At 33.8% G+C, this 20,405-nt stretch carries 16 protein-coding genes; 10 read left to right on the forward strand and 6 right to left on the reverse strand.

The window, feature by feature from the left end; genetic code table 11:
- Nucleotides 1-11: 11 nt before the first annotated feature.
- The gene (locus QP953_RS12485) at nucleotides 12-584 is read left to right on the forward strand and encodes a hypothetical protein (RefSeq protein ID WP_309555308.1); all 573 of its coding nucleotides are present in this window, start codon (nucleotides 12-14) and stop codon (nucleotides 582-584) included.
- Between the two features lie 49 nt (nucleotides 585-633).
- Complete coding sequence (locus QP953_RS12490; RefSeq protein ID WP_309555310.1) at nucleotides 634-1,284, forward strand: hypothetical protein; 651 nt, start codon at nucleotides 634-636, stop codon at nucleotides 1,282-1,284.
- A gap of 43 nt (nucleotides 1,285-1,327) precedes the next feature.
- Here the strand turns inward: QP953_RS12490 and QP953_RS12495 are convergent, their stop codons facing one another.
- Nucleotides 1,328-2,248: a response regulator receiver protein gene (locus tag QP953_RS12495; protein WP_309555311.1), complete on the reverse strand. Its 921-nt coding sequence runs from the start codon at nucleotides 2,246-2,248 to the stop codon at nucleotides 1,328-1,330.
- Between the two features lie 163 nt (nucleotides 2,249-2,411).
- Entirely contained in the window at nucleotides 2,412-3,176 is a 765-nt protein-coding gene (locus tag QP953_RS12500; RefSeq protein ID WP_309555312.1) for a leucine-rich repeat domain-containing protein, read from the reverse strand.
- Nucleotides 3,177-3,428: 252 nt separating this feature from the next.
- On the opposite strand from QP953_RS12500, the gene QP953_RS12505 reads away from it, so the two are divergent.
- Nucleotides 3,429-4,841 carry a hypothetical protein gene (locus QP953_RS12505; RefSeq protein WP_052595468.1) on the forward strand — a complete coding sequence of 471 codons (1,413 nt, stop codon included), beginning with the start codon at nucleotides 3,429-3,431 and terminating at the stop codon, nucleotides 4,839-4,841.
- A 49-nt stretch (nucleotides 4,842-4,890) separates the two neighbouring features.
- On the opposite strand, the gene QP953_RS12510 is transcribed toward QP953_RS12505, so the two are convergent.
- Nucleotides 4,891-5,670: a carboxypeptidase-like regulatory domain-containing protein gene (locus tag QP953_RS12510; protein WP_309555313.1), complete on the reverse strand. Its 780-nt coding sequence runs from the start codon at nucleotides 5,668-5,670 to the stop codon at nucleotides 4,891-4,893.
- A 332-nt stretch (nucleotides 5,671-6,002) separates the two neighbouring features.
- Nucleotides 6,003-6,881: a C40 family peptidase gene (locus QP953_RS12515; RefSeq protein ID WP_309555314.1), complete on the reverse strand. Its 879-nt coding sequence runs from the start codon at nucleotides 6,879-6,881 to the stop codon at nucleotides 6,003-6,005.
- Between the two features lie 254 nt (nucleotides 6,882-7,135).
- Between QP953_RS12515 and QP953_RS12520 the strand changes: the two genes are divergently transcribed.
- The 6 genes from QP953_RS12520 to QP953_RS12545 all read left to right on the forward strand — a co-directional run bounded on the left by QP953_RS12520 (nucleotide 7,136) and on the right by QP953_RS12545 (nucleotide 15,552).
- The gene (locus tag QP953_RS12520; protein WP_063833067.1) at nucleotides 7,136-7,699 is read left to right on the forward strand and encodes an HAD-IIIA family hydrolase; all 564 of its coding nucleotides are present in this window, start codon (nucleotides 7,136-7,138) and stop codon (nucleotides 7,697-7,699) included.
- 108 nt (nucleotides 7,700-7,807) lie between these two features.
- A complete protein-coding gene (locus QP953_RS12525; RefSeq protein WP_309555315.1) occupies nucleotides 7,808-8,680 on the forward strand; it encodes a hypothetical protein in 873 nt (290 codons plus the stop codon).
- A 213-nt stretch (nucleotides 8,681-8,893) separates the two neighbouring features.
- Nucleotides 8,894-10,375 carry a TlpA family protein disulfide reductase gene (locus tag QP953_RS12530; protein ID WP_081909514.1) on the forward strand — a complete coding sequence of 494 codons (1,482 nt, stop codon included), beginning with the start codon at nucleotides 8,894-8,896 and terminating at the stop codon, nucleotides 10,373-10,375.
- Nucleotides 10,376-10,971: 596 nt separating this feature from the next.
- Nucleotides 10,972-12,432 carry a DUF5106 domain-containing protein gene (locus tag QP953_RS12535; protein ID WP_309555317.1) on the forward strand — a complete coding sequence of 487 codons (1,461 nt, stop codon included), beginning with the start codon at nucleotides 10,972-10,974 and terminating at the stop codon, nucleotides 12,430-12,432.
- A 401-nt stretch (nucleotides 12,433-12,833) separates the two neighbouring features.
- Nucleotides 12,834-13,802 (forward strand): hypothetical protein, encoded by a 969-nt coding sequence (locus QP953_RS12540; protein ID WP_309555319.1) that lies wholly within the window; start codon nucleotides 12,834-12,836, stop codon nucleotides 13,800-13,802.
- Between the two features lie 46 nt (nucleotides 13,803-13,848).
- The gene (locus QP953_RS12545) at nucleotides 13,849-15,552 is read left to right on the forward strand and encodes a hypothetical protein (protein ID WP_309555321.1); all 1,704 of its coding nucleotides are present in this window, start codon (nucleotides 13,849-13,851) and stop codon (nucleotides 15,550-15,552) included.
- Nucleotides 15,553-15,639: 87 nt separating this feature from the next.
- Here the strand turns inward: QP953_RS12545 and QP953_RS12550 are convergent, their stop codons facing one another.
- The gene (locus tag QP953_RS12550) at nucleotides 15,640-17,715 is read right to left on the reverse strand and encodes a metallophosphoesterase (RefSeq protein WP_052595453.1); all 2,076 of its coding nucleotides are present in this window, start codon (nucleotides 17,713-17,715) and stop codon (nucleotides 15,640-15,642) included.
- The gene (locus QP953_RS12555; RefSeq protein WP_309555323.1) at nucleotides 17,712-18,542 is read right to left on the reverse strand and encodes a hypothetical protein; all 831 of its coding nucleotides are present in this window, start codon (nucleotides 18,540-18,542) and stop codon (nucleotides 17,712-17,714) included. The genes QP953_RS12550 and QP953_RS12555 overlap by 4 nt, the downstream gene beginning before the upstream one ends.
- A gap of 402 nt (nucleotides 18,543-18,944) precedes the next feature.
- On the opposite strand from QP953_RS12555, the gene QP953_RS12560 reads away from it, so the two are divergent.
- Nucleotides 18,945-20,399, forward strand: coding sequence for a DUF5106 domain-containing protein (locus QP953_RS12560; RefSeq protein WP_309555324.1), 1,455 nt, complete (start codon nucleotides 18,945-18,947; stop codon nucleotides 20,397-20,399).
- The last annotated feature ends 6 nt before the right edge of the window (nucleotides 20,400-20,405 follow it).

Consider the following 20,405-nt stretch of genomic DNA (forward strand, 5'->3'; position numbering starts at 1 on the left):
AAAGAAATAGATTGAATAATTCAGACAATGGAATATCGGGACCATCACATTTGGAAATGTATACAGAACCGATTTTGAACCCTAATAAACTAGATAGTTTTGAATGGAGAAGAAGGATTGTATCAACGTTAGGTAATGCAAAATTTAAAATACAATATTATGGAGCATTACATTCAGAATGGAATACTTTGATTGTGGGAACTGAGTTTGCACCTCAAAAAATAGTATTGGTAGATATAAATAATCAAGAAGAAATATTGCTATTTGATGCCTGTAAACATGGTTATAATGCCTTGCTTTGTGATAAATATACTCAAGAACAATTGGCAGCTAGAATGACGGATCAATTGTATCAAGATCAATGGGGAAACGATAGTTTTGAAATAATTATCTCTGTATATTATCAAATTAATTTTGAAGAAGAATTTAGCGAAGAGATAGATGTTAATGGTGATGTTGAGTTAATTAATGGTCAAAAAATTAGCCTCGAAATGTTGAAGAGAAATGCCTACGACTGTATACAGATTTGGGGAATTAATAAAGATGGGAAGAAAATAGAAATTATATCCGAAGAATTGGCTTAGTAGTAGTTTTATAGAAAATTTTAAATAGTCTTCAAAAAACTAACCTAAAATGAATGTATTAAAAATATCTTATATTCTTGCATTGTTATTGGTAGTTTATTGCATGAGTTGTTCCTCCAGAAATGGAGGTGTAAAGGAAAAGAACAACCAACTTGCTGATATATCTGAAGCATACCTTAATAAAAAAGGAGAGGATACTTCAATTTCTAAAATGATTGTAGATTCTTTATTAGAAACTTTAAATACTTCAAAACGAATACAATATAATTCGCCTACATATCGTACTTTAAAACAAGATTCACGAATAAACTTTAAGTTGAAAAATTTGGGAATGAACCTAAATGAAGAGAGAGCGAAGAAGGGGAAAAGTCCAATTTCTTTTGATTATAAAAATGGACACTTAAATTTTTACGAAAAAGAAGGCTTTAGCTGTATAGATTATTATTTCCTATTGGCAGGTACCAATGAAATATTACCATATATCAAAAAAGAAACAGCGTCAGAAATATATATTGATTATTACAAAGTAGCTTACCCTAGTGTAGAAATTACAGATGGACAATATGAGGTCATTAGTAGAACCCAACCAGTAGAAGCAATCGTAAAATTATCTACGAAAGTTAGCACCTCTTTTATAAAAAATCGAAAAATATATTTCAAAGACAAAGAACTGCCATTTTATACTGCTTTATCATTGTAGGAATCTATCTAAATTCCAGTTGCGTTTAGATAGATTCCATTGTTTAAGATACAGCCTCATCAATACTAGTACGTACCCAAAGAATAATATCTAATAAGGCATTGATAAATGTTTGTACAGTGTAGATGGTAATAGGATAGTTATAATACTCACTAGATTCTGGAGCTTTGTGATTAATGGCAATACTTTGAGTACTATAAATAACATAGGTCATAAAAGAAATATGCAATGGAGCCAACTTTTTGACCTTGATATGGTCAATTAAATCTTTGCCCCGACCAGGAGTATCTTTACCTTGTCCAAAAAGCATTGGGTCCATTTTTAAACATTCTTTACAGTAGACATTTAAAATAGATTCTTCCAGTCGTCGAATGAAGCCCAATCGATTCATTAAATCTTCTCTTTTAGATGATAATTTAGGAGATAACAAACTAATTAAAAAAGCGTTATCTTCATCATCTAGATATTGTTCTGCAAATTCAAAAACTTCTGGATGCTGTTGTTTGATTTTTGTTTCTTCCAATTTGCCAATTGCTTGGTGAAGATGCTCAAACATCGCCTCCATCATATTATCATCAACAGCAGTTTTTTTCTTATCAAAAATTTTAGCTCGATTTCTTAAGCTCGGTTCTAGTTGCACATACCAAGCCGTATGCACACAAAAAGGCAAGGTGCGTTCGTGTAATAATTCCAACTCCCTTAATTTTAAGATCGCTTCGTGGACAAAGTTCTCAGCTTCTGTACCTTTTGGTTGTTCGGGCGACATTGGAGCTTTACCATCTAAAATAACAGCTTGATACTTTGTATTGTTTTCCAATTCTCTAAAACCATCTTTAAAGTTGGTTGCATTGGTAATAATAACGTTATGACGTCGAGCTCGGTTCTTAATCGAAGCAGAAAGCCCTTCATCATCATCAATCATTAAGACATTGATAGGCCTTCTGCGTTTTTTATTTTTTGTCATTAAAACTTTTCTTGAAAGTGGATAAATGAATAACCAATAATACAAAAAACTTAGGAGTTGTAGGACGTTTTGAACTTAATTTGTATTCGCAAGAATAAATTATATAGCTTGGAGAAGAATGGTGATTGTAGGATTAGAATAGTTGGGAATAAAAGAATGTAAACTAGTAATCGCTGTTTTTTAGAGATAGAGGATATTCTACAGAATCGGAAAATATAATTTGGGTATGCGTTAGTTGTTTGATAATATCGAAGGTTGCCTTATTATTTTTTAAATGAGATGGCAACGTTAATTGTTTCAATTCAGTTAGTGATCCAATTTGTTGGGGAAGTGTTGAAATTGGATTACCACTTAAATTGAATTGTTTTAACTTGTAAAGTTGATGAATATTTAAAGGCAGTTCTTTGATTTGATTACAACTCAGATCCAAGTGCTCTAGGTTGACTAGAGAAAGAATGGGTTTGGGGAATTTTTGAATGTAATTATTGTTGAGTCGCAACTTTTTTAGTTGTTGTAATTTTTTAAGTTCTGTGGGAATTTTTTTTAATTGATTAAAATTGAGATACAATGATTCCAACCTAGATAAGTTTCCAATTGTTCGAGGCAAGGTGCGCAATTGGTTGAGTGATAAAATGAGAATTTTAAGGTTAGAAAGGAACTCAATAGAAGTAGGGATTTTTTTTAATTGAGACAAATTATAATCTAACACTTCCAAACTTAAAATTTCCTGAAACATTAATAAAGGTGTATCTATAAATTGTTCTTCTACCAAGTAGCTTAACCAACGATAAAGTTTAGTATATTTAGTTAAGTTAATAGTAATATTTTGACTTTTGGCTAGTTGCAAAGCAAGTTCAATATTTAAAATACATCCAGAGTTTATCAAACTCATTAAGTGATCATTTTCTATTTTTTTATTTTGTAGCATGAAATATTATTTAATTATTGACGGCTAGTTTTAATAGTCTGGTTATTGATAATTAGGCTTCTATGAGTTTTTTTGCTTTTGCTAATAACACAAAAGCCAAAGTGAGTAACAAAACCAACTTGCTGGCTCATGTAGCGTAGTAAGTAACCGAACAACACCTATTAGTACTTGACATGCAGCAAATATAAATGATGAGAAAAATAAAAAATACTACAAAAAAAATAATTTGTCCGATTATTTTGTCACATTAAAATGATTAATAGCAAATTAATACAATTATATAGTGCCTTAAATAAAGAGGAAAAGACCTTGTTGAAAAAATGGGTTTGCTCGCCTGTGCACAATCAACATTCAGAAGTTGTCCAACTATTTGATTTTCTATTTAGTAAGAAGAAAATAACAACTCGAGTTTTAGCTAAAGAAAAGGTTTTTAAAGCTATTTACCCAACAAAAGAATACGATGATTTACGTTTGCGTCATCTGATGTCTTTAGGGGTAGGACTGCTAGAAGATTTTGTCGGGTTTTTAATGCAAAGAAAAAATAAGATTTTACAAAAAAAACACCTAATAGACTTTTACGAAGAACGAAATTTGAATAAATTGCTAGTGCGAGAGCTGAAAAAAATGGAAACGCTGCAAGAAAAACAGACTCTTCGAGACCAACGTTATTACTATCATTACCATGATTTAGAACTAAAGAAATTTTATTTTTTTACTCGTAAAGACAGAATTGGAGCGCATAATATTCCTGCATTGTTAGAAACCCACTCGATACTAATGGTTCTAGAGGTTTTAGAGAATGCTTGTGTTGCAGCTAATACACATCATATTGATCGTCGAAACAACTATAAAGTACTGTTTTTGGAAGAGGTTTTGAAAGTTATAGAAGAAGGAACGTATAAAGATATTTTTGCAGTACAACTTTATTATAATGCTTACCGATGTGCTACTTTTACAGAAGATAATAGTTATTTCTATACACTTAGCGACTTGTTATTAAAAGCACAAGGCAAAGTACAACGAGAGTATATTTTAAATATCTACCATATTGCAATTAATTATTGTATCCGAAAAGTTAATACAACATCGGATGTCCTATTTAGAAACAAGTTGTTTGCTTTGTACCAGTTAGGTATACAAAATGACTGGTTGCTAGAGTATGGCGTGTTAGATCGTTTTTCGTATAAAAATATCGTCTCTTTAGGGTTGTTGTTGAGAGAGATTGATTGGGTCGAGCAATTTATAAAAGAGTATACCTACTTGGTAGAAGAGGAGCACCGATCAAATTATCATCGTTTTGTGCAATTACTTTTAGCCTATGAAAAAGGAGAAAACGAAAAGGCACTTCAATTGCTGAGTCAAACAGAATTTGACGATTTATTCTTAAATATAGCCATTAAAAATATCCAAATCAAGATATACTATGAGATGGGGTTACTGGATATATTACTTTCATTCTTGAATACCTGTGATGCTTATTTGCAGCGAAATGCAAAGATGATTAAGGTCTATGAAATGTACAGAATATTTATTCGGCTAGTACGTCGATTAGTTGTTGTCAACCCTTATGATAAACAAGCATTGAAAAAATTAAAACAGGAAATCGCTCAGAACCCATTGTCAAAGGAGTGGTTAATCGAACAAGTAAATAAATTGATGAAGTAGCACTACTTTTCGTTTTATATAAAAAAATTAAGCCTGAGATAGACAAATTTTACGGCTGTTTTTTGGACAATGCTTTTTTTCTTTTTCGTTCTAATCGAGCGGCTTTTCGGTGAGCACGTTTATTAGCTTTTAGCTGTTTCTTATCAACAACAAGTCCTCCCACTATACCGAGAATAGCAAGGTCTTGTTCTAACTTTATGGTCAGATGAGCATGGTTGGAGTCTGGAACAATAGTATGTGTGCTAGTTTCATAACCTATAAATTGAGTTTGTAGAGTAATGGCTTCTGAAGATTTGGGAATACGGAGGATAAAATGCCCATCAAAGTCACTCGATGTTCCAATTTTAGTACCTAAAACAACAATTGAGGCAAAAGGAATTCCCTCATCATTTTCAGCATCAATAATTTGTCCTTTAAGAACAACCGAAGTATCACTAGTAGTTATTGTTTGAGTTACTTGACTGTTTGATACAGACATTATTGCAGTCTGGGAAATTATAGGAGAAGAGGTGGGGAAAACAGAAGAGACATCTTGAGCAATAGTAGTTAAGGTTGTCATACCTGCTAGAATGGTTGCCATTGTCCACTGTTTAATATTAGAAGGAGTTGGCAATTCTTGGTAAGCAGCATTAAAGGTTTCTAATTGATGTGTTGAAAAACGACCACAAACAGAACCTGTTTGAGCCTCTAAAAAGTGCTTGATTGTTTCAGGTGCCATTCCTTTAAAATTGATGACTTGTTTCTGGCAATTGGTACAGAATCGCCCCTTCTCAGAAGGTGTCATTTTGTTCCAGTCTTCGGCACAGGGAGTAGGGATAGAAATTTCCATAAGTTGGCATTTATTTAAGGGTAAAGTTTTAAGGAAGTCATGCTTTATTAGAGATGCTTCTAAAGTTATTTTTGGTGTCTAGGCATAGATAGATAACAGAAAAAAACACAAAGAATTTTTCCTTTGTGTTTTTTCTAATTTTCTATATTATAGTAGTTCGTTGATTTTTTACTTTTTTACCAAAAAGATAAAAAAGCACATTTATATTAGTTTGATAATCAAAATTTTAACATAAAATGCAACAAGGTGCAACTTGCTGATTATCAAACTAATAAAGTTTTTCAACGAACTATTGATATTAACCAGCTAATGTTTTTGGTAGACTCTATTGGTTATCCTTTAGCTGTTGTTTTGGTAGTAGGGGCAATTACTTTTTCTTCTACTACTTTTTCTTGCGTCTTTTTTTCTTTGCTAATTACATCTTTAGCATACAGTACCTTTGGTTTCCAATAGGAAGATTCTGACAAATTGTCTACAACAATACCACGACGTGTAGAGTGAATAATATAAACACCATCTTTTTTGTTGTCAACAACCATAGCAACATGAGTAACACGACCTCCTTTGCCATATTTGCTAAAAAACACTAAATCGCCCGTTTTTGCTTTAGATATGTCTACATTTTGACCTTGGCGAGCTTGATAGCGAGAGCTACGAGCAATACCAACTCCTTTTTGAGCCATGACATATGATGTAAAACCAGAACAGTCAAAGCCTTTGGGAGTCGTTCCACCCCAAATATATTTTAGACCTAAATATTTCTTAGCTTCTTCTATAATATTGCCACGAACTCCAGAAGTGGTTAAACTATCAAAAATGGCATTATAAGCAACGGGAACACTTGGAACATTAGCAGGTCCAGCAAAGTCTAGACGGTTGTTGAGCGCATTAGCTTTTCGTTGGTTGCGTTTGCGTTTGTTGATAACAATACGCTTCAGCCCTGTAATGTCGCTGTGATCGATAAGGATGGGGGCGACTTCTTCTACAATTTCTTCTTCTGCCATTTCATCTTCAGAAATGACATCTTCATCTTCCAAGGAAACAACAGCAGATCGTGTTGCTAGTAAATTTACATCAGAATCGGATAGACTTATAGATTCTGAAACGGGAGTTGTGGGGATCAATGTAGCATGCAAAGTAACGTTGGTACCTATCAAGAAAAAAAAGTAAGTGCTAACAATTGTTGCTACAGATTTTTGGGTATATTTCATTACTGAAATTTTAGTTACTAATGATTAAACCGCTATTATTGTGTCTATTTTAATTAATAGCAATTTAATTTTGCGAATGCAAAGGTAAAAACTATTTTTATATTTCCAAAGCTTTGGTTTCCTATTTCCTAAGAGCTAGGAACTTACCTAAAAAGGGGGGGCTTGGTTTTGCCTTTTTTTAGGAGCTTTGATTGCGGCAATAGTAATGCCAAATTGCATGAGTAATAGAAGTAATATTAAAATAATTTTATATAATGAAAAACTGGACATTGTTTTTGGATCGAGATGGAGTGATTAATGATAGAATTGTAGGAAGTTATGTTCGCTGTTGGTCCGAGTTCAAGTTTTTGGAAGGTGTTTTGGAAGCAATGCCTATTTTGGCACGAAAATTTGACTGCATTGTTGTTGTAACCAATCAGCAAGGTATTGCAAAAGGTATTATGACAGAGGAAGCATTAAATCAAGTTCATATTCAAATGCAAGCAAGAATAGAGGAAAAAGGAGGCAGGATTGATAACATCTATTTTTGTCCAAAACATGAGCGTGAAAACCCATTTTGCCGAAAACCCAACACGGGAATGGCGCAACAGGCTCTATCTGATTTTCCTAGCATAGATTTTAACCGTGCCGTAATGGTCGGAGATTCGATCACAGATATTGAATTTGGTAAGGCTATGAATATGAAAACAGTTTTGTTAGAAACTAAAGTAGATATAGATGTGGTTAAATTAGAACAAATAAAAGAAAAAATAGACCATAGATATGCTAGTTTACTTGAAATGACGGATGACTTAGAGCGTATGATGCAATCATTTTGAGGCAGTAGATTCAATCAAACACTTTCGTGGGTAGCAATTATATTTTATTGATCGTTTGTTTAATAAAGGTAGTTGCTAGACTGTTGCATGAAATAAATAAGGTATAAGTTGAAAGCATTACATTACATTTTAATTGGTTTAGTTTGGTTCGTTGGCTCAACTCTCTGGGCGCAAAATAAGACAGATATTCCATCTACTTATAGTGAAGTATGTTACTTTACCATCAATAAAGTAGCTTTTGAGGATTATTTGGAAATAAAAAAGGCAATCGATCGAGAGGAGTACAGTAAGGTGTATGCGGCTATTCGAAAAATGAGGTCTAGTTTGAAAGGCTTTTCCCCAAGTAGCCAAAGCCGTGCTTTTGAATTGTGGTATGTTGGAAATTATACCGACTTTGATAAGCAAGCAATCGTATCTAGAGATGCTACTTTAGCTTCTTTAAAAAATTACGAAAATCGTCTTAGAATGCGAGGTGCTTTATATTATGATCATCGTTTGTTCTTGGATCAATACTTAGCTTTTAAGACAGAAGCTTTTTATCCAGAATATTGGTTTATGTCACAAGAACGTTATTTTTCTAGGGATTTGGTTGATTTAATTCGCCAATTAAATCCAAAGGAAGGCTATAAACTGTTTACCAATTCGGAGTTCTTTTACCCGTTTGAGGTATTCAATGAAATGGCAACGACAGAAAATGGTGAAATCAAGGATTATTTAGAAACAGACGATTGGGGAGCAGATACGACTTCTTTTATTCCTTATAGTTATATGACAATAGGAAAGGGAACGGCAAGCTTTATTTTAGAGTCGTTTAATCTGGACGATGCGACACAAGAGATTGATCTCAATCGAGAAGTTCGTGCTCTAAGGCGTTTTTTGACCAATGCCAAAACAGGAAAAATTTACTTTGTAGCTCGATTTAATCATTTAGAAATACGCAAAATGAAAGCAATTGAAGCTCGCAAAAAGCGAGATAAGTAGTTCCTTGTTTAGGATTTTGATTGATAACATTTTTTTAACTAGTTTTTTAGTTTTAAAACTGTACTTTTAGTGCAATAATATAAAAGTGTTTCTAATAAGGTGTAAAAAGACTTATCACGAATGGATTATAAAACCATTTGTTGTTGGACTAACTAAGTTTGGTAGCAAGCATTTTTTAATAAAAACCAATTTTTTTTGACAAAAAGAGATAGAATGAATCAATTACTTAGACGATCGTTGTTGTTGATATTAACTGTAATGGCAGTTAATTTTGCCACCGCACAAGAGGGGTATAATATTCGTGTAAAAATTGACGGATACGAGAATGATACTTGTATTTTGGGATACCGTTTAGGAAAGAAAACGTATGTAAAAGATACTCTAACAACTAGAAATGGGGGAGATGAATGGGTTTTTAAAGGAGATGAGCCGCTAAAAGGTGGAATTTATTTGATTTTGACAAAACCTGAGAACTTGTATTTTGAATTTTTGGTGCCCAATGACGAGGACCAAAAAAAGATGTCTCTTTATACAAAGATGGACGAAAATAAAGATTTGAGTAAGCACCTCAAAATTCAAGGTTCGGCTGATAATAAAGCTTTTTTAGATTACTTGAAGTTTTTGGCAAAAACAAGAGAAAAAGATACAAAATTAGGAAAGAGTATTGAGGCGGAAACCAATCCTGATAAGAAAAAGAAATTGCAAGAAGAACGAGTAGCAATAGGAGGTTCAGTAAAAGATTATCAGTTAAACTTAATCAAAGAACATCCAGACTATTTATCCTCTAAATTGATTGCTGCATCTATGCAACCAGAGGTGCCAAAAGAATACGATCGTGCACAAGGTTTTTACTACTATCGGGCACATTATTGGGATAATTTTGATTGGACAGATCCTCGCTTGATTCGCACACCTATTTTTAAAGACAAATTGGAGTTTTGGACAGAAAAACTAGCCGTGCAAGTTCCAGATTCAGTTATTCTTGCTGTAGATTATGTCCTAGAGAATTTACTAAAAGGCAAAAACAAAGAGATGTTTCAATATGCTGCTGCGGAGTATTTGAATAAATATGCTCAAACAAAAGTTATTTGCATGGATGCTGTGTATGTATTTTTGGGTGAAAAATACTACTGCGCAGGTCATGCCGATTGGGTTGATTCCTCTCAATTGGTTAAAATTTGTGAAAACGTTGCTACACTAAAGCCACTACAATGTGGATTGTATGCTCCAAACATTCGTTTGAAAAAGTTGGATGGCACACCCATTAATCTACACGAGGTAAAAGCAAAGTTTACAGCACTTTATTTTTGGGATCCAGATTGTGGAAATTGTAGCAAAACAACCGATAAGTTAGTACCCGTTTATAATAAATATAAGGACAAAGGGTTTGAAATTTTTGGAGTTTGTAGCAAAAGCTGGAAGGAAATTGATAAGTGTAATGCCAAGGTAAAAGATAAGGGGATGGATTTTATCAATACTTCTGATGAGGCTTACCCATTGGCTGTTGCTAAAAAAATATATGACATCAAAGTGAATCCTTATTTGGTCTTGTTAGATGAAAATAAGAAGATTATGTGGAAACGCATTGATCCTAAGCAATTGGAAGATATTTTGAAACGCGAATTTGGGCTAGAGGATGATACGACTAAGAATCCAAGCCTAAAAGAAAAAGAGAAAGAACAAAAGCCTGAATAGTTTTATTGGATTAACGAAGTTCATGAAATGAATACGCTAATGCAAGGTTATCATTTCGGAAAGCTCTTGTTTGAATATGCCTTGGCGGTCCTAGATGGTCAAGGCATATTTTGTTAAAAATAAAATGATAACATTTGTTTAACTATATTTTTAGTTTTAACAATAGTTCGTTGAAAAACTTTATTAGTTTGATAATCAATAAGTTGTAGATCTACTATATTTTGCGTTAAAATGTTGATTATCAAACCAATATAAATGTGCTTTTTTATCTTTTTGGTAAAAAAGTAAAAAATCAACGAACTACTATTTTAAAATACTATGTTTAAATCAAAGTAGGTAAGTGGGCAGAAAAAAATATAGCTAAAAAATAGGCTTGTTTTTTATATGGTTTTTCTGAACGATTACTTATTTTAACCTTCTTCATCCGCACATTTAAAGGGGAGAAAAGTAGTTTTCTCTAACAAATGCTTTGCTCAAAAAATAAGTATAACAACGCTATTTTATGTTTTGTAAATCAAACAAAACAGGAATTGCTATGCTGTATTTATGCAAAGGTTTATAATGTAATTAATTAATTCACATATAAACAAAATGCGATGAAACAATTATTGAATCGTTGGGTTCTGCTAGGAATCCTATTATTTATGTCCACACTTGTTGTTGGGCTTGACAAAGAAGGGTACAATATCCGAGTTCGTATCGATGGGTACGAAAACGATACTTGTATTTTAGCACATCATTATGGTGACAAAAAGTACATCAGTGCCACGGTCACCTCCAGAAATGAAGACAATGAATTTATCTTTGAAGGCGCAGAACCGCTCAAGGGAGGAGTCTATTTAGTATTGATTAAAGATAATAATAACTACTTTGAGTTTTTAGTGTCCAATGAAGAAGATCAAAAAGACATGGTACTAAGTACTAAATTGGACAAAAGCAAGGACTTGAGCAAACATTTAAAAATTAAAGGCTCGAAGGATAATGACGCTTATTTAAACTACATGAGGTTTAATGCTAAAATTCAACAAAAAAAAGCTGTATTGCAGGAAAAAATTGTAGCTCAAACTCAGAAGAAGAAGAAAGAAAAATTAGAAAAAAGCTTAAAGTTGTTGGATAAAAAATTAAAAGCTTACCAGCTCAAAGCAATTGAAAAAAATCCTGATTTTTTGAGTTCAAAAATTATTGCCGATTGGATGGTTCAAGAAGTACCTGAATCTGTTCAATCAGATAAGTTAGCATGGTTTTACTGGACACGAGCACATTTTTGGGATAATTTTGATTTTTCAGACGAACGGTTGATCCGAACTCCTTTGTTCAAACACAAAATGGAAGTTTTTACAGAACAATTGACGCCTGCAAATCCAGATTCTATTATTGTTGCGGTAGATGCTATCTTGCGGCGAACCAAAGAAGGGAAAAATAAGATCATGTTTCAATATGCAGCATCAGAATTGTTCAATAAATATGCAAAAAGCAAGATTATTTGTATGGATGCTGTGTATGTATTTTTAGGCGAAAAATATTACTGCTCTGGAGGTGCAGATTGGGTAGACTCGGCACAACTTGAGAAAATTTGTGCTAATGTGGCTTCCATAAAGCCGTTGCAATGTGGGTTGTATGCTCCCAATATTCGCCTAAAAAAATTAGATGGAACCCCGATTAGCTTGTATGATGTAAAAGCAAAATACACTGCAATCTATTTTTGGGATCCAAGTTGTGGAAACTGTAGCAAGACGAGCGATCGATTGGTACCTGTTTATCACAAATACAAAGACAAAGGGTTTGAAATCTTTGGAATTTGTAGCGATAGTTGGAAAAATTTGGATAAATGCAAAAAAAAGGTAGCTGAAAAAGGAATGGTATTTATCAATACTTCTGAAAAAGCTTATCCTTTGGCTGTTGCCAAAAAATATTACGACCTAAAGGCTAATCCGTATATCTTATTGTTGGATGAAGATAAAAAAATAATGTACAAACGGGTTGATCCGCAACAAATTGATGCTATTTTAAAACGAGCATTTGAACAAGAAAAGACAGAGCTTGATCAAAAAGAGTAATAGCTTTTTTTTAAATAACAAATGGAAGCCACACAGAACTAGATTTTGTGTGGCTATTTTTATAGATATGAATACTTATTTATGATAAAAATGTCCTTTTGTTTTATTCCTAATAAAAGGCAATGAAGATGCTGAATGAAAGAACGTAGTTGTTCTAGGGGCTTTTAAAGTGGCTTTGTATCGAGTAATAAGCACTTGGTTAGAGTCATTATTATAGAACGGATAATTATAGGGGAAGATTAAAAAAAACGTTGTTTTTGTTGAAAAATAAAACTACTTTGCTGGTCTAATTTTTATATTTAATTTTTTAGTTAAACCTCAAAAGAGTATATAACTATATTTATATTATTGTTTAATCCCCTGTCTCTAAAATTAGGGGCAAACCAAAACCATATTTTATTATGTTTCCATGCAAGGTGAAAATCGATCAGCTCGATAGGACCAATAAAAAAGTCAAGGATATTGATATTAAAGCGAATAAAGCTTTAACACGAGGAAAAATTAAGAAGGTACAATCTAAAGAAGGTGAGCGGACTCCGTTTTATTACTTAGGTGGCTACTTTGAAAATAATGGAAAAGCCATAGGTGATTTTCTATCGTTAGGGAATAGTTTAAAATTAGAAAAGCATTTTGTTCAAAATGAAATGAAGAAGAGCAAGAATTCTTTTATGGATGAAAAGTTACAAGATCCTAAAAAGGCTGCAATGGGAGAGGTGTATGTAGAAAAAGAAGTGCTTTATTTTGAACCCCATGATAAATGTAAGATACCTGAATCAAAATGGCCTAAGATACTGAAAGATATGAAAGAGTATTTTTCAGGAATGAAGGCAGTAGCTGTTGTTAATGGAAAAATGCTAGAGGCAGAAGAGGACAAAGGAAGTAGTCCAGTAAAAGATACTTCTGAAAATATAGAGCCAGTAGAGGAAATAGAGGATAAAGTAAGTGCCAAAGAATTAGCAGAAGATTATAAAGAGTTATTGACTGAATTTAAGGAGGTTCAAAAATCTGAGCATGATGTTGATGTTGCTAAATTATTGTATAAAGAAATTGTTGTTTGGAGAAAGAATTTTGGTAAGCTAGATGCAACAGCACAAGAGAAACTTGCTAAGTTTAATCAAAGTTGTGAAACAACTCTTAGTGAATTAAAAAAAATAATTAAAGTAGATCAAAACATAGGTGAAGAGGTCAAAAAAGTCGTAAAAATCGTTTTAGATTATATAGAAATCGATAATGAAACATCTCCTAATGCCGTGAAATTAAAGAAAGAAGCTAAAGAAATATTAGACAAATTACAGAAGTTCTGCAAGTTTGTAAATGCTAAAAAATTAACTCAAAAATGCAATCAATTACAAACAATGCTTGAGTCCTAGGACCAAAACTTTACCTATTATTTTTTAACTTTCTAATTTATTAATTATGTCTGATATACATGTAGAACAGCTAGATGCTGTAATTAAAGCTTATAAAAGTAAAAAAAGATTAAAACGTCATGGAAATGTAGTAACAAAGGAACTCTTTGAAATGGGGTTGGGATTTTATAAATTCCCTGATGGAAAATATGAAAAAATTGAAAAAATTGGCTCCTTTGAAAAATTAGCAGAATTAAAGTCAACACACGATACGGCACTAATAAAACTGCAAAGGCATCAAGTTCAAGCTTTTGCTGATTATTTAGCTTTGCAAGATGACCCTTTGTATAAGAAGGGATTTGCTGCTTTGGAAGATATTAAGTCTAAAAAAGATGTTGGCAATCTCACAATTGAAGCAGAAGCCGCTTTAGCCGCTTCCGCTGAATTTCAAGTCTCTTGGAACAAAGGAGTAGTTGGGGAGGCTAAGTTAAAAGCAGGTGTTTCAATGGCACTAGATGGCAAGTATGCTAAATTGAGTCTAGGGGCTAGCATAGCATTGAATGTAAAAGCAGAGCTAAAACTAAATAGTGTCTCTTTATCAGCAACAGCAGAAGCTGCGGTAGAAGCCACATTGAAGAGTAAACCAATCAGTATAGGAAAAACTACTTATTCAGCGTCTTTTTATACACAATTTAAGGCTTATGCTAAAGCTGAGGCTCGCTTGGATGCCAGTGTAGGATTAAGTGCTACTACTTTTGTTGCTGCGGATGCTAAAGGGAAGTTGTTTGCAGGTGTTGGTGTTTCTGGTGAAGTAGGAATTGAACTTAATGGGGTTTATAATAAAAAAGTGAACCCTAATAATCGCTTGCTTGCTAAAGCGAATCTAAATGCTACTTTAGAGGCAGGAGCCTTAATTTCTTTTGGAGGAGAGTATGGAAGTGAAAGTTCAGAAAAGATTGATGGAGTTGATTTTTCTAAAAAAACTTTCAAAGTTGCAGCAGGAATGGTGGCAGGTGCAGAATTTTCAGTCAATATTTTAGTTTTGGCAGAAGTAACAGAAGATATTAAAGAGGCAATAAAGAAAAAGGCGAAGGAGTTAATCGCGGAATTAATAGGGGCTGAAATGATGAAATACTTAGAGAAAAAATATGCTGCATTTAAGAAAAAAGCAGATAACGTTATTCATTATATAGGACATAGCATTTATAATCAATTTAACTCTGATAGTTACACTGGTTTATATTATACTATGGACTCCAGTATTCGTAGACTAGAAGTGCATATCAATCGATTAGCAAAGGATCCAAATTCTCAAAAATATGCCGAAAAAGCTAGAGTAAGACTAGAAAAAGTAGAAAATAAATTAATAAAATATAAAGTAAGAATAGAAGGGGTTAGAGATGATTGTGGCAGAGTAATGTATAATGTGGCTGAATTGTTAGCTAATGGAGATATAGACAAAAAGACATTTATAACGAGAAGCTCAATAATTCTCAACGAAGTTGAAGATGCAAAAGACAAAGTCGCAACAATGCTTTCTGCTATTGAAAATGTCACAGAGGCTAATTTAGAAATGATTGATATTGAAAATATGTTAGATGATCACCTTAAAGGGGAAGATTTATTAACATCTAAGGATGATATTCTATTAGAAAATCGCAGAAAAATGAATCAATTATTGCATGCTCAAACTTATATGCATGACAGCTTAGATTATATTACAGAAGAATTGACACATAAGTTAGTTGAGGAAATGAAAAAAAGAGGATAAATATAAGATAACTTTTAAAAGCAAGAAGCCGCACAAATGATTCCATTTTGTGCGGCTTTTTTATACCACTGTTTGGTTTCAACAAATTTACTCTCCGACAACTAATTTTTGAAACAAGTGTTGACCATCAGCGGTTGTGCCTGCTACGATGTACAAACCATTAGACAAATCTTTAATATCAATGGTCTTAGGATGTCCATTGATAAATTTGATTTCAGTTCCTTTATTGTCAAACACTTGAACAAATTTTAGCTTTGCTTGTGTAGAAATATGGATGATATCGGTACTTGGATTGGGGTGTACTTCTAGTGTAGGACGGTTGTCTTTTTCGATAGCCTTGTTGGAGGTAATTGGCATGTTTTTGATAATCGTAAAGTAATCATCAATTTGACCATTTTCCCGTACAAATTTCATGTCCAGTTGATTGTTGTTGACTTCCACAACGCAAGACCCCAATTGATTAAGAGAACTAAACATAGCAGGATGATCCAATGGTCCTCCCGATGTTTTTCCTGAAGAGCCAGCAGTGATATAGACAGCTCCTTTGCCTGCATTAGGGCCTACTGTTTCCTTTTGATAAGCTCCATCGCCACCAATTCTACCATCACCACCACCGTTGGGACCTACAACATGTTGAGCGGCATCAAAGCTAAATGCCAATCCTGTATGACCATTCAAAAAGTAAGAACGCTCGTAAGAATGACTATGTCCACAAAGAACTAAGTCGACTCCATTGGCTTCTAGCATGGGCAAGAAATTATTTCTCATTTGAAAGAGCTGTGGCTCAAAATCTGAATTGTGAGAGCCTTTGGTGTAAGGTGGATGGTGCCATATACCAATAATCCAATCCGCATTGGTGTTTTGGATATCATTTTGACACCAACTATACATACTGCCACCTGTACCCAATCCTGTTAAGCTTTCTGAATTGAGTACGATGAAATGAATATTGCCATAATCAAAGGAATAGTATGCTTCTGTACCAGAAGGAACTCCCCCTGCTTCTCCTTGTTTTGGAAAGCTAAAAATATCAAAATAAGGTCCTGATTGGTTGGAAGGGCTAGCAGAGTGCGCATCGTGATTGCCAATAGTTGACCAAGCAACAGTTTTACTAAGCATAGCCTCATACATATTCTCAAAAATAGCGTATTGATATTCACTGTCGGTACCATCTTGATAGGCATTGTCTCCCAAAAATAAGAGAACATCTGTATGATTGTTGCCAATATAATTATAGTAAGCATCTCGAACAGCTCTTTGGTTGTTGTTGGCTGTACCACAATCGCCTAGTGCCCAGATAGTAGTAGGAACCGCTTGCCCAGGAATAGGATTGGTTTGAAAATATTGGCTACTATCAGCAAAGGAAAGGGTATCTGCTTCGTTGTATACTTCATAATAATAGCGCGTGGCAGGTTGTAAACCCGTTATAAGGACTTCGTGATTGTATTTTTTTACACTATCCCGAACGGTATTGGATAGGTTGTTAATATCGGTACTATATTTTAAAATAGATTCGGATAAATCTGCGGTTCTCCAACGAACAACCATACTATTGCTTGTTCCGTTCTGTAAGTACGGTCCTCTAATAATAGAATCTTGCTTGATAGTATCGGCCAAAAACTGAAAATCAAAACTAATATCAGAGCTAAAAAAAGAACGTTGGTGAATTTCAACGGCTACGGTATTCGTACCTAGAACAAGGCTATTGATAATTTGTCGATTCACCCAAGTATCTTCATCTGAACCATTGACAGTGGTGTTGGCAAAAGTAGAATAAGAAACACTTCCTGAAGACATGTTGTCTCGCCAAATCTCTGTGCCATTGATATAGACAACCGCTCCATCATCTCGAATGAGTTTTAACAGCATAGATTGGTATTGGCTTGGGTTGTTGATGACAAAAGATTTTCTAAAATAGGTTGTCCGTGCATCATCATCGGTAACCGTTGTTTCATCGCCATCGCCATAACCTAATTGAGCAAATCCACTTGCCCAACTGGAGTCGTTGTAATTAATGCTTGTCCAATTTCCAGCTGGCGCATTTCCTGCGTCATAATATTTCCACTCAGCTCCTGCTTGAATGAGCGTGTCTTGTCCAAAAAGAAAAAGGGGGAAAGCAGAAAAGAAGAGGAGTCTAGTCAATTGTATAAGGTTGATTTTCATTGGTTTTCTAATTTTTGTAATAATGTATGAATGTCAGCTAAGAGTTGGATCATAGCTTTGGTTTTTTGTTGGTGGGGTTTTAGAGATTCAAATGCTTGTTTAGCTTTCTCTGCATAGGTTTTGGCGGGTTTGCACTTCTTTTGTTGGTAGAGGTAATTTGCTTTTCTATAGTACCAACCTTCTTTCCGATTATTTTGATGAATAATGACATCGTATTGCTCAATGGCCTTTTTTACCAATTTAAACTTCTTTAAATAATTTAATTTTTGCTCTTGCAAGACATAAACATGTTTGCCCAATTGATTCAAACCTCGCTCAATAACTTCTAAAACAGCTTCTCGATAGGCAGGTCCCTTGGCAAGGTACACTTCTGCTAAAGTTACATAATTTTCTGGTGTTAAATCAATGGAATGTTTAATAACATATTCAAAGGAAGTAATGGCCTTGTCGTAGGCTCTAGATTTTTGAAAGAGCTCTCCTCGCAGCTTGTGAATCTTGACATCGACAGAATCTTGGGTTAGGTATTGTTGAGTGCAAATCAAACCACTCTTAAATAAATAGAGTTCAAGATATGTTTCTGCCATTCTATAGTGCAGTATTTTTTCTTGAAAACCTAGTGCTTTAGCTTGTAAGTAATCTGCTAGGGCGTTGTCCCATTCTTCGTGTTGATAATAGAGAAAACCTCTTTCTAGATACAAGGTAGCATTGTTAGGTGTTTGAGCAATAGCTTTTGTTTTGGCAATGATTCTTTTTTCCAAATCGCCATGCCCCCACATAAAAATAGAGCATCCAAGTATTAGAATTAGTGTACTGATAATTTTGTGCATTGTAATAGTACCAATCTTTATTGTAATATAATTTAGGGTAGAAAGGTAGAGGACAAGTACCTTTTCGTTCAGCTGTGTTTTATCAATTGAGGATTACCGAAAAAATTTGAGGAATGGTGGCTGATATTATATAATGATAAATACCTACCTTAACCCCAAAATACAGAATTACTGTTAGATCTAAATCAAATTAGTATTATTTTTTATGCTTAATTAGCAAGCATATCGTTATAGAAGCGTTATTAATTGTAGGATATTTAGAAAGCTTATTTTTTGGCATTATATTAGGCTTTTTTAGTTGGTCTCGTATAAATAATCTTGGCAAGCGAATGTTTGTGTGTACAAACAATTCTATTTTGCCTATAAATTTTTATGAACGATTACTTATATACTTATAAAAACATGATGAGAAGAATACTTTTGTTGAGCTTTGTGCATTACTTTTGGTTCTTAGGAACAAGCACAGGACAGCACAAAATTACTGTTACGATTGATGGGTATAAAAATGACACTTGTATCTTGGGATACCAAATTGGACGAACAACCTATATTGCGCAACAAGTAAATGAAAGAAATAAAGATGGGGATTTTGTGTTTGAGGGAGAAGAAGCACTATTAGGCGGTTTGTATTCTGTTTTGATCAAACCCAAAAACCAATTCTTTCAATTTATTCTTTCTAACGATGAAGAACAGAAAGACTTTAAGATTAAAACAAAAATCATTGATAACCCTGCACGAGATCTAACGAAGCATCTAAAAATTAAGAACTCTCCAGATAATGCTGTTTTTGAGGAATACAAGGCTTTTTTAATGGCAATGCGCACTCGATCAGAGCAATTGGAAGCAGAGTTATCTGCTGCAAAACAGAAAAAAGACAAAGACCAAATAGCAGCAATTAATAAAAAAATTCAAAACTTGGATGGAGAAGTAACTGCTTACCAAGATAATTTACTCAAAAAGTATCCTAAGTTACTATCGCCCAAATTAATTACAGGAAGCCGCCAGCCAGAAATTCCAAAAGAATTAGTCGAACAAGTCGATATATTTCGCTACTACAAAGCGCATTTTTGGGATAATTACGACTGGGCGGATGAGCGTCTGATTCGAACGCCTATTCTAAAAGAAAAAATAGAGACGTATATAGAAAAAATGACCATGCAGCATGTTGATTCCGTTAGCAAAGCATGTGAGTATATTATTGATCAAGCTTTGGCTGCCAAAAATAAAGAAGTCTTTCAGTTTGTAGCCGTTTATTTGCTGAACAAGTATGCCAAACAAGAAGTGATTTGTATGGATGGGGTTTATGTAGCTATTGCGCAAAAATATTATTGTACGGGAATGGCTTACTGGTTGGATTCTACCCAACTAGAAGGCATTTGTACAGATGCGGCTAAAATGGCTCCATTGCGTTGCGGTCGTAGTGCGCCAGAGGTTCGTTTGAAAAATATTAATGATAGCAGCTATGTTAGCTTGTATAGCATCAAGAAGCCTTTTGTTGCTGTTTATTTTTGGGATCCAACTTGTGGGAATTGTGCTAAGATGAGTGAAAAATTAGTGCCTATTTATGAAAAATATAAAGATAGGGGATTTGAAATCTTGGGAGTGTGTAGTAAATCTTGGAAGAATGTGGAGTTGTGTCGAACCAAAGTAGAGAAACAAAAAATGAACTGGATTAACTTGTCTGATGAGCCTTATCCTTTGGCTTGGGTTAAGAAATATTACGATTTGCGTTCTAATCCCTTTATTTACTTGTTAGATGAAAATAAAAATATTCTATTTAAGAGAATTAGTGCGCAACAACTGGATCAAATATTGGAACGAGAGTTTGAGCGTTACGAAAAACAACATAAAAAGTAATTTCAA

Origin of the sequence: Aureispira sp. CCB-E (assembly GCF_031326345.1) — a bacterium.
Classification (GTDB): Bacteria; Bacteroidota; Bacteroidia; order Chitinophagales; family Saprospiraceae; genus Aureispira.

Bases quoted from the DNA above. Each gene is read 5' to 3' on its own strand.
- QP953_RS12490 (WP_309555310.1), top strand. From the start codon at position 634: ATGAATGTATTAAAAATATCTTATATTCTTGCATTGTTATTGGTAGTT.
- QP953_RS12495 (WP_309555311.1), bottom strand. From the start codon at position 2,248: ATGACAAAAAATAAAAAACGCAGAAGGCCTATCAATGTCTTAATGATT.
- QP953_RS12500 (WP_309555312.1), bottom strand. From the start codon at position 3,176: ATGCTACAAAATAAAAAAATAGAAAATGATCACTTAATGAGTTTGATA.
- QP953_RS12505 (WP_052595468.1), top strand. From the start codon at position 3,429: ATGATTAATAGCAAATTAATACAATTATATAGTGCCTTAAATAAAGAG.
- QP953_RS12510 (WP_309555313.1), bottom strand. From the start codon at position 5,670: ATGGAAATTTCTATCCCTACTCCCTGTGCCGAAGACTGGAACAAAATG.
- QP953_RS12515 (WP_309555314.1), bottom strand. From the start codon at position 6,881: ATGAAATATACCCAAAAATCTGTAGCAACAATTGTTAGCACTTACTTT.
- QP953_RS12520 (WP_063833067.1), top strand. From the start codon at position 7,136: ATGAAAAACTGGACATTGTTTTTGGATCGAGATGGAGTGATTAATGAT.
- QP953_RS12530 (WP_081909514.1), top strand. From the start codon at position 8,894: ATGAATCAATTACTTAGACGATCGTTGTTGTTGATATTAACTGTAATG.
- QP953_RS12535 (WP_309555317.1), top strand. From the start codon at position 10,972: ATGAAACAATTATTGAATCGTTGGGTTCTGCTAGGAATCCTATTATTT.
- QP953_RS12540 (WP_309555319.1), top strand. From the start codon at position 12,834: ATGTTTCCATGCAAGGTGAAAATCGATCAGCTCGATAGGACCAATAAA.
- QP953_RS12545 (WP_309555321.1), top strand. From the start codon at position 13,849: ATGTCTGATATACATGTAGAACAGCTAGATGCTGTAATTAAAGCTTAT.
- QP953_RS12550 (WP_052595453.1), bottom strand. From the start codon at position 17,715: ATGAAAATCAACCTTATACAATTGACTAGACTCCTCTTCTTTTCTGCT.
- QP953_RS12555 (WP_309555323.1), bottom strand. From the start codon at position 18,542: ATGCACAAAATTATCAGTACACTAATTCTAATACTTGGATGCTCTATT.
- QP953_RS12560 (WP_309555324.1), top strand. From the start codon at position 18,945: ATGATGAGAAGAATACTTTTGTTGAGCTTTGTGCATTACTTTTGGTTC.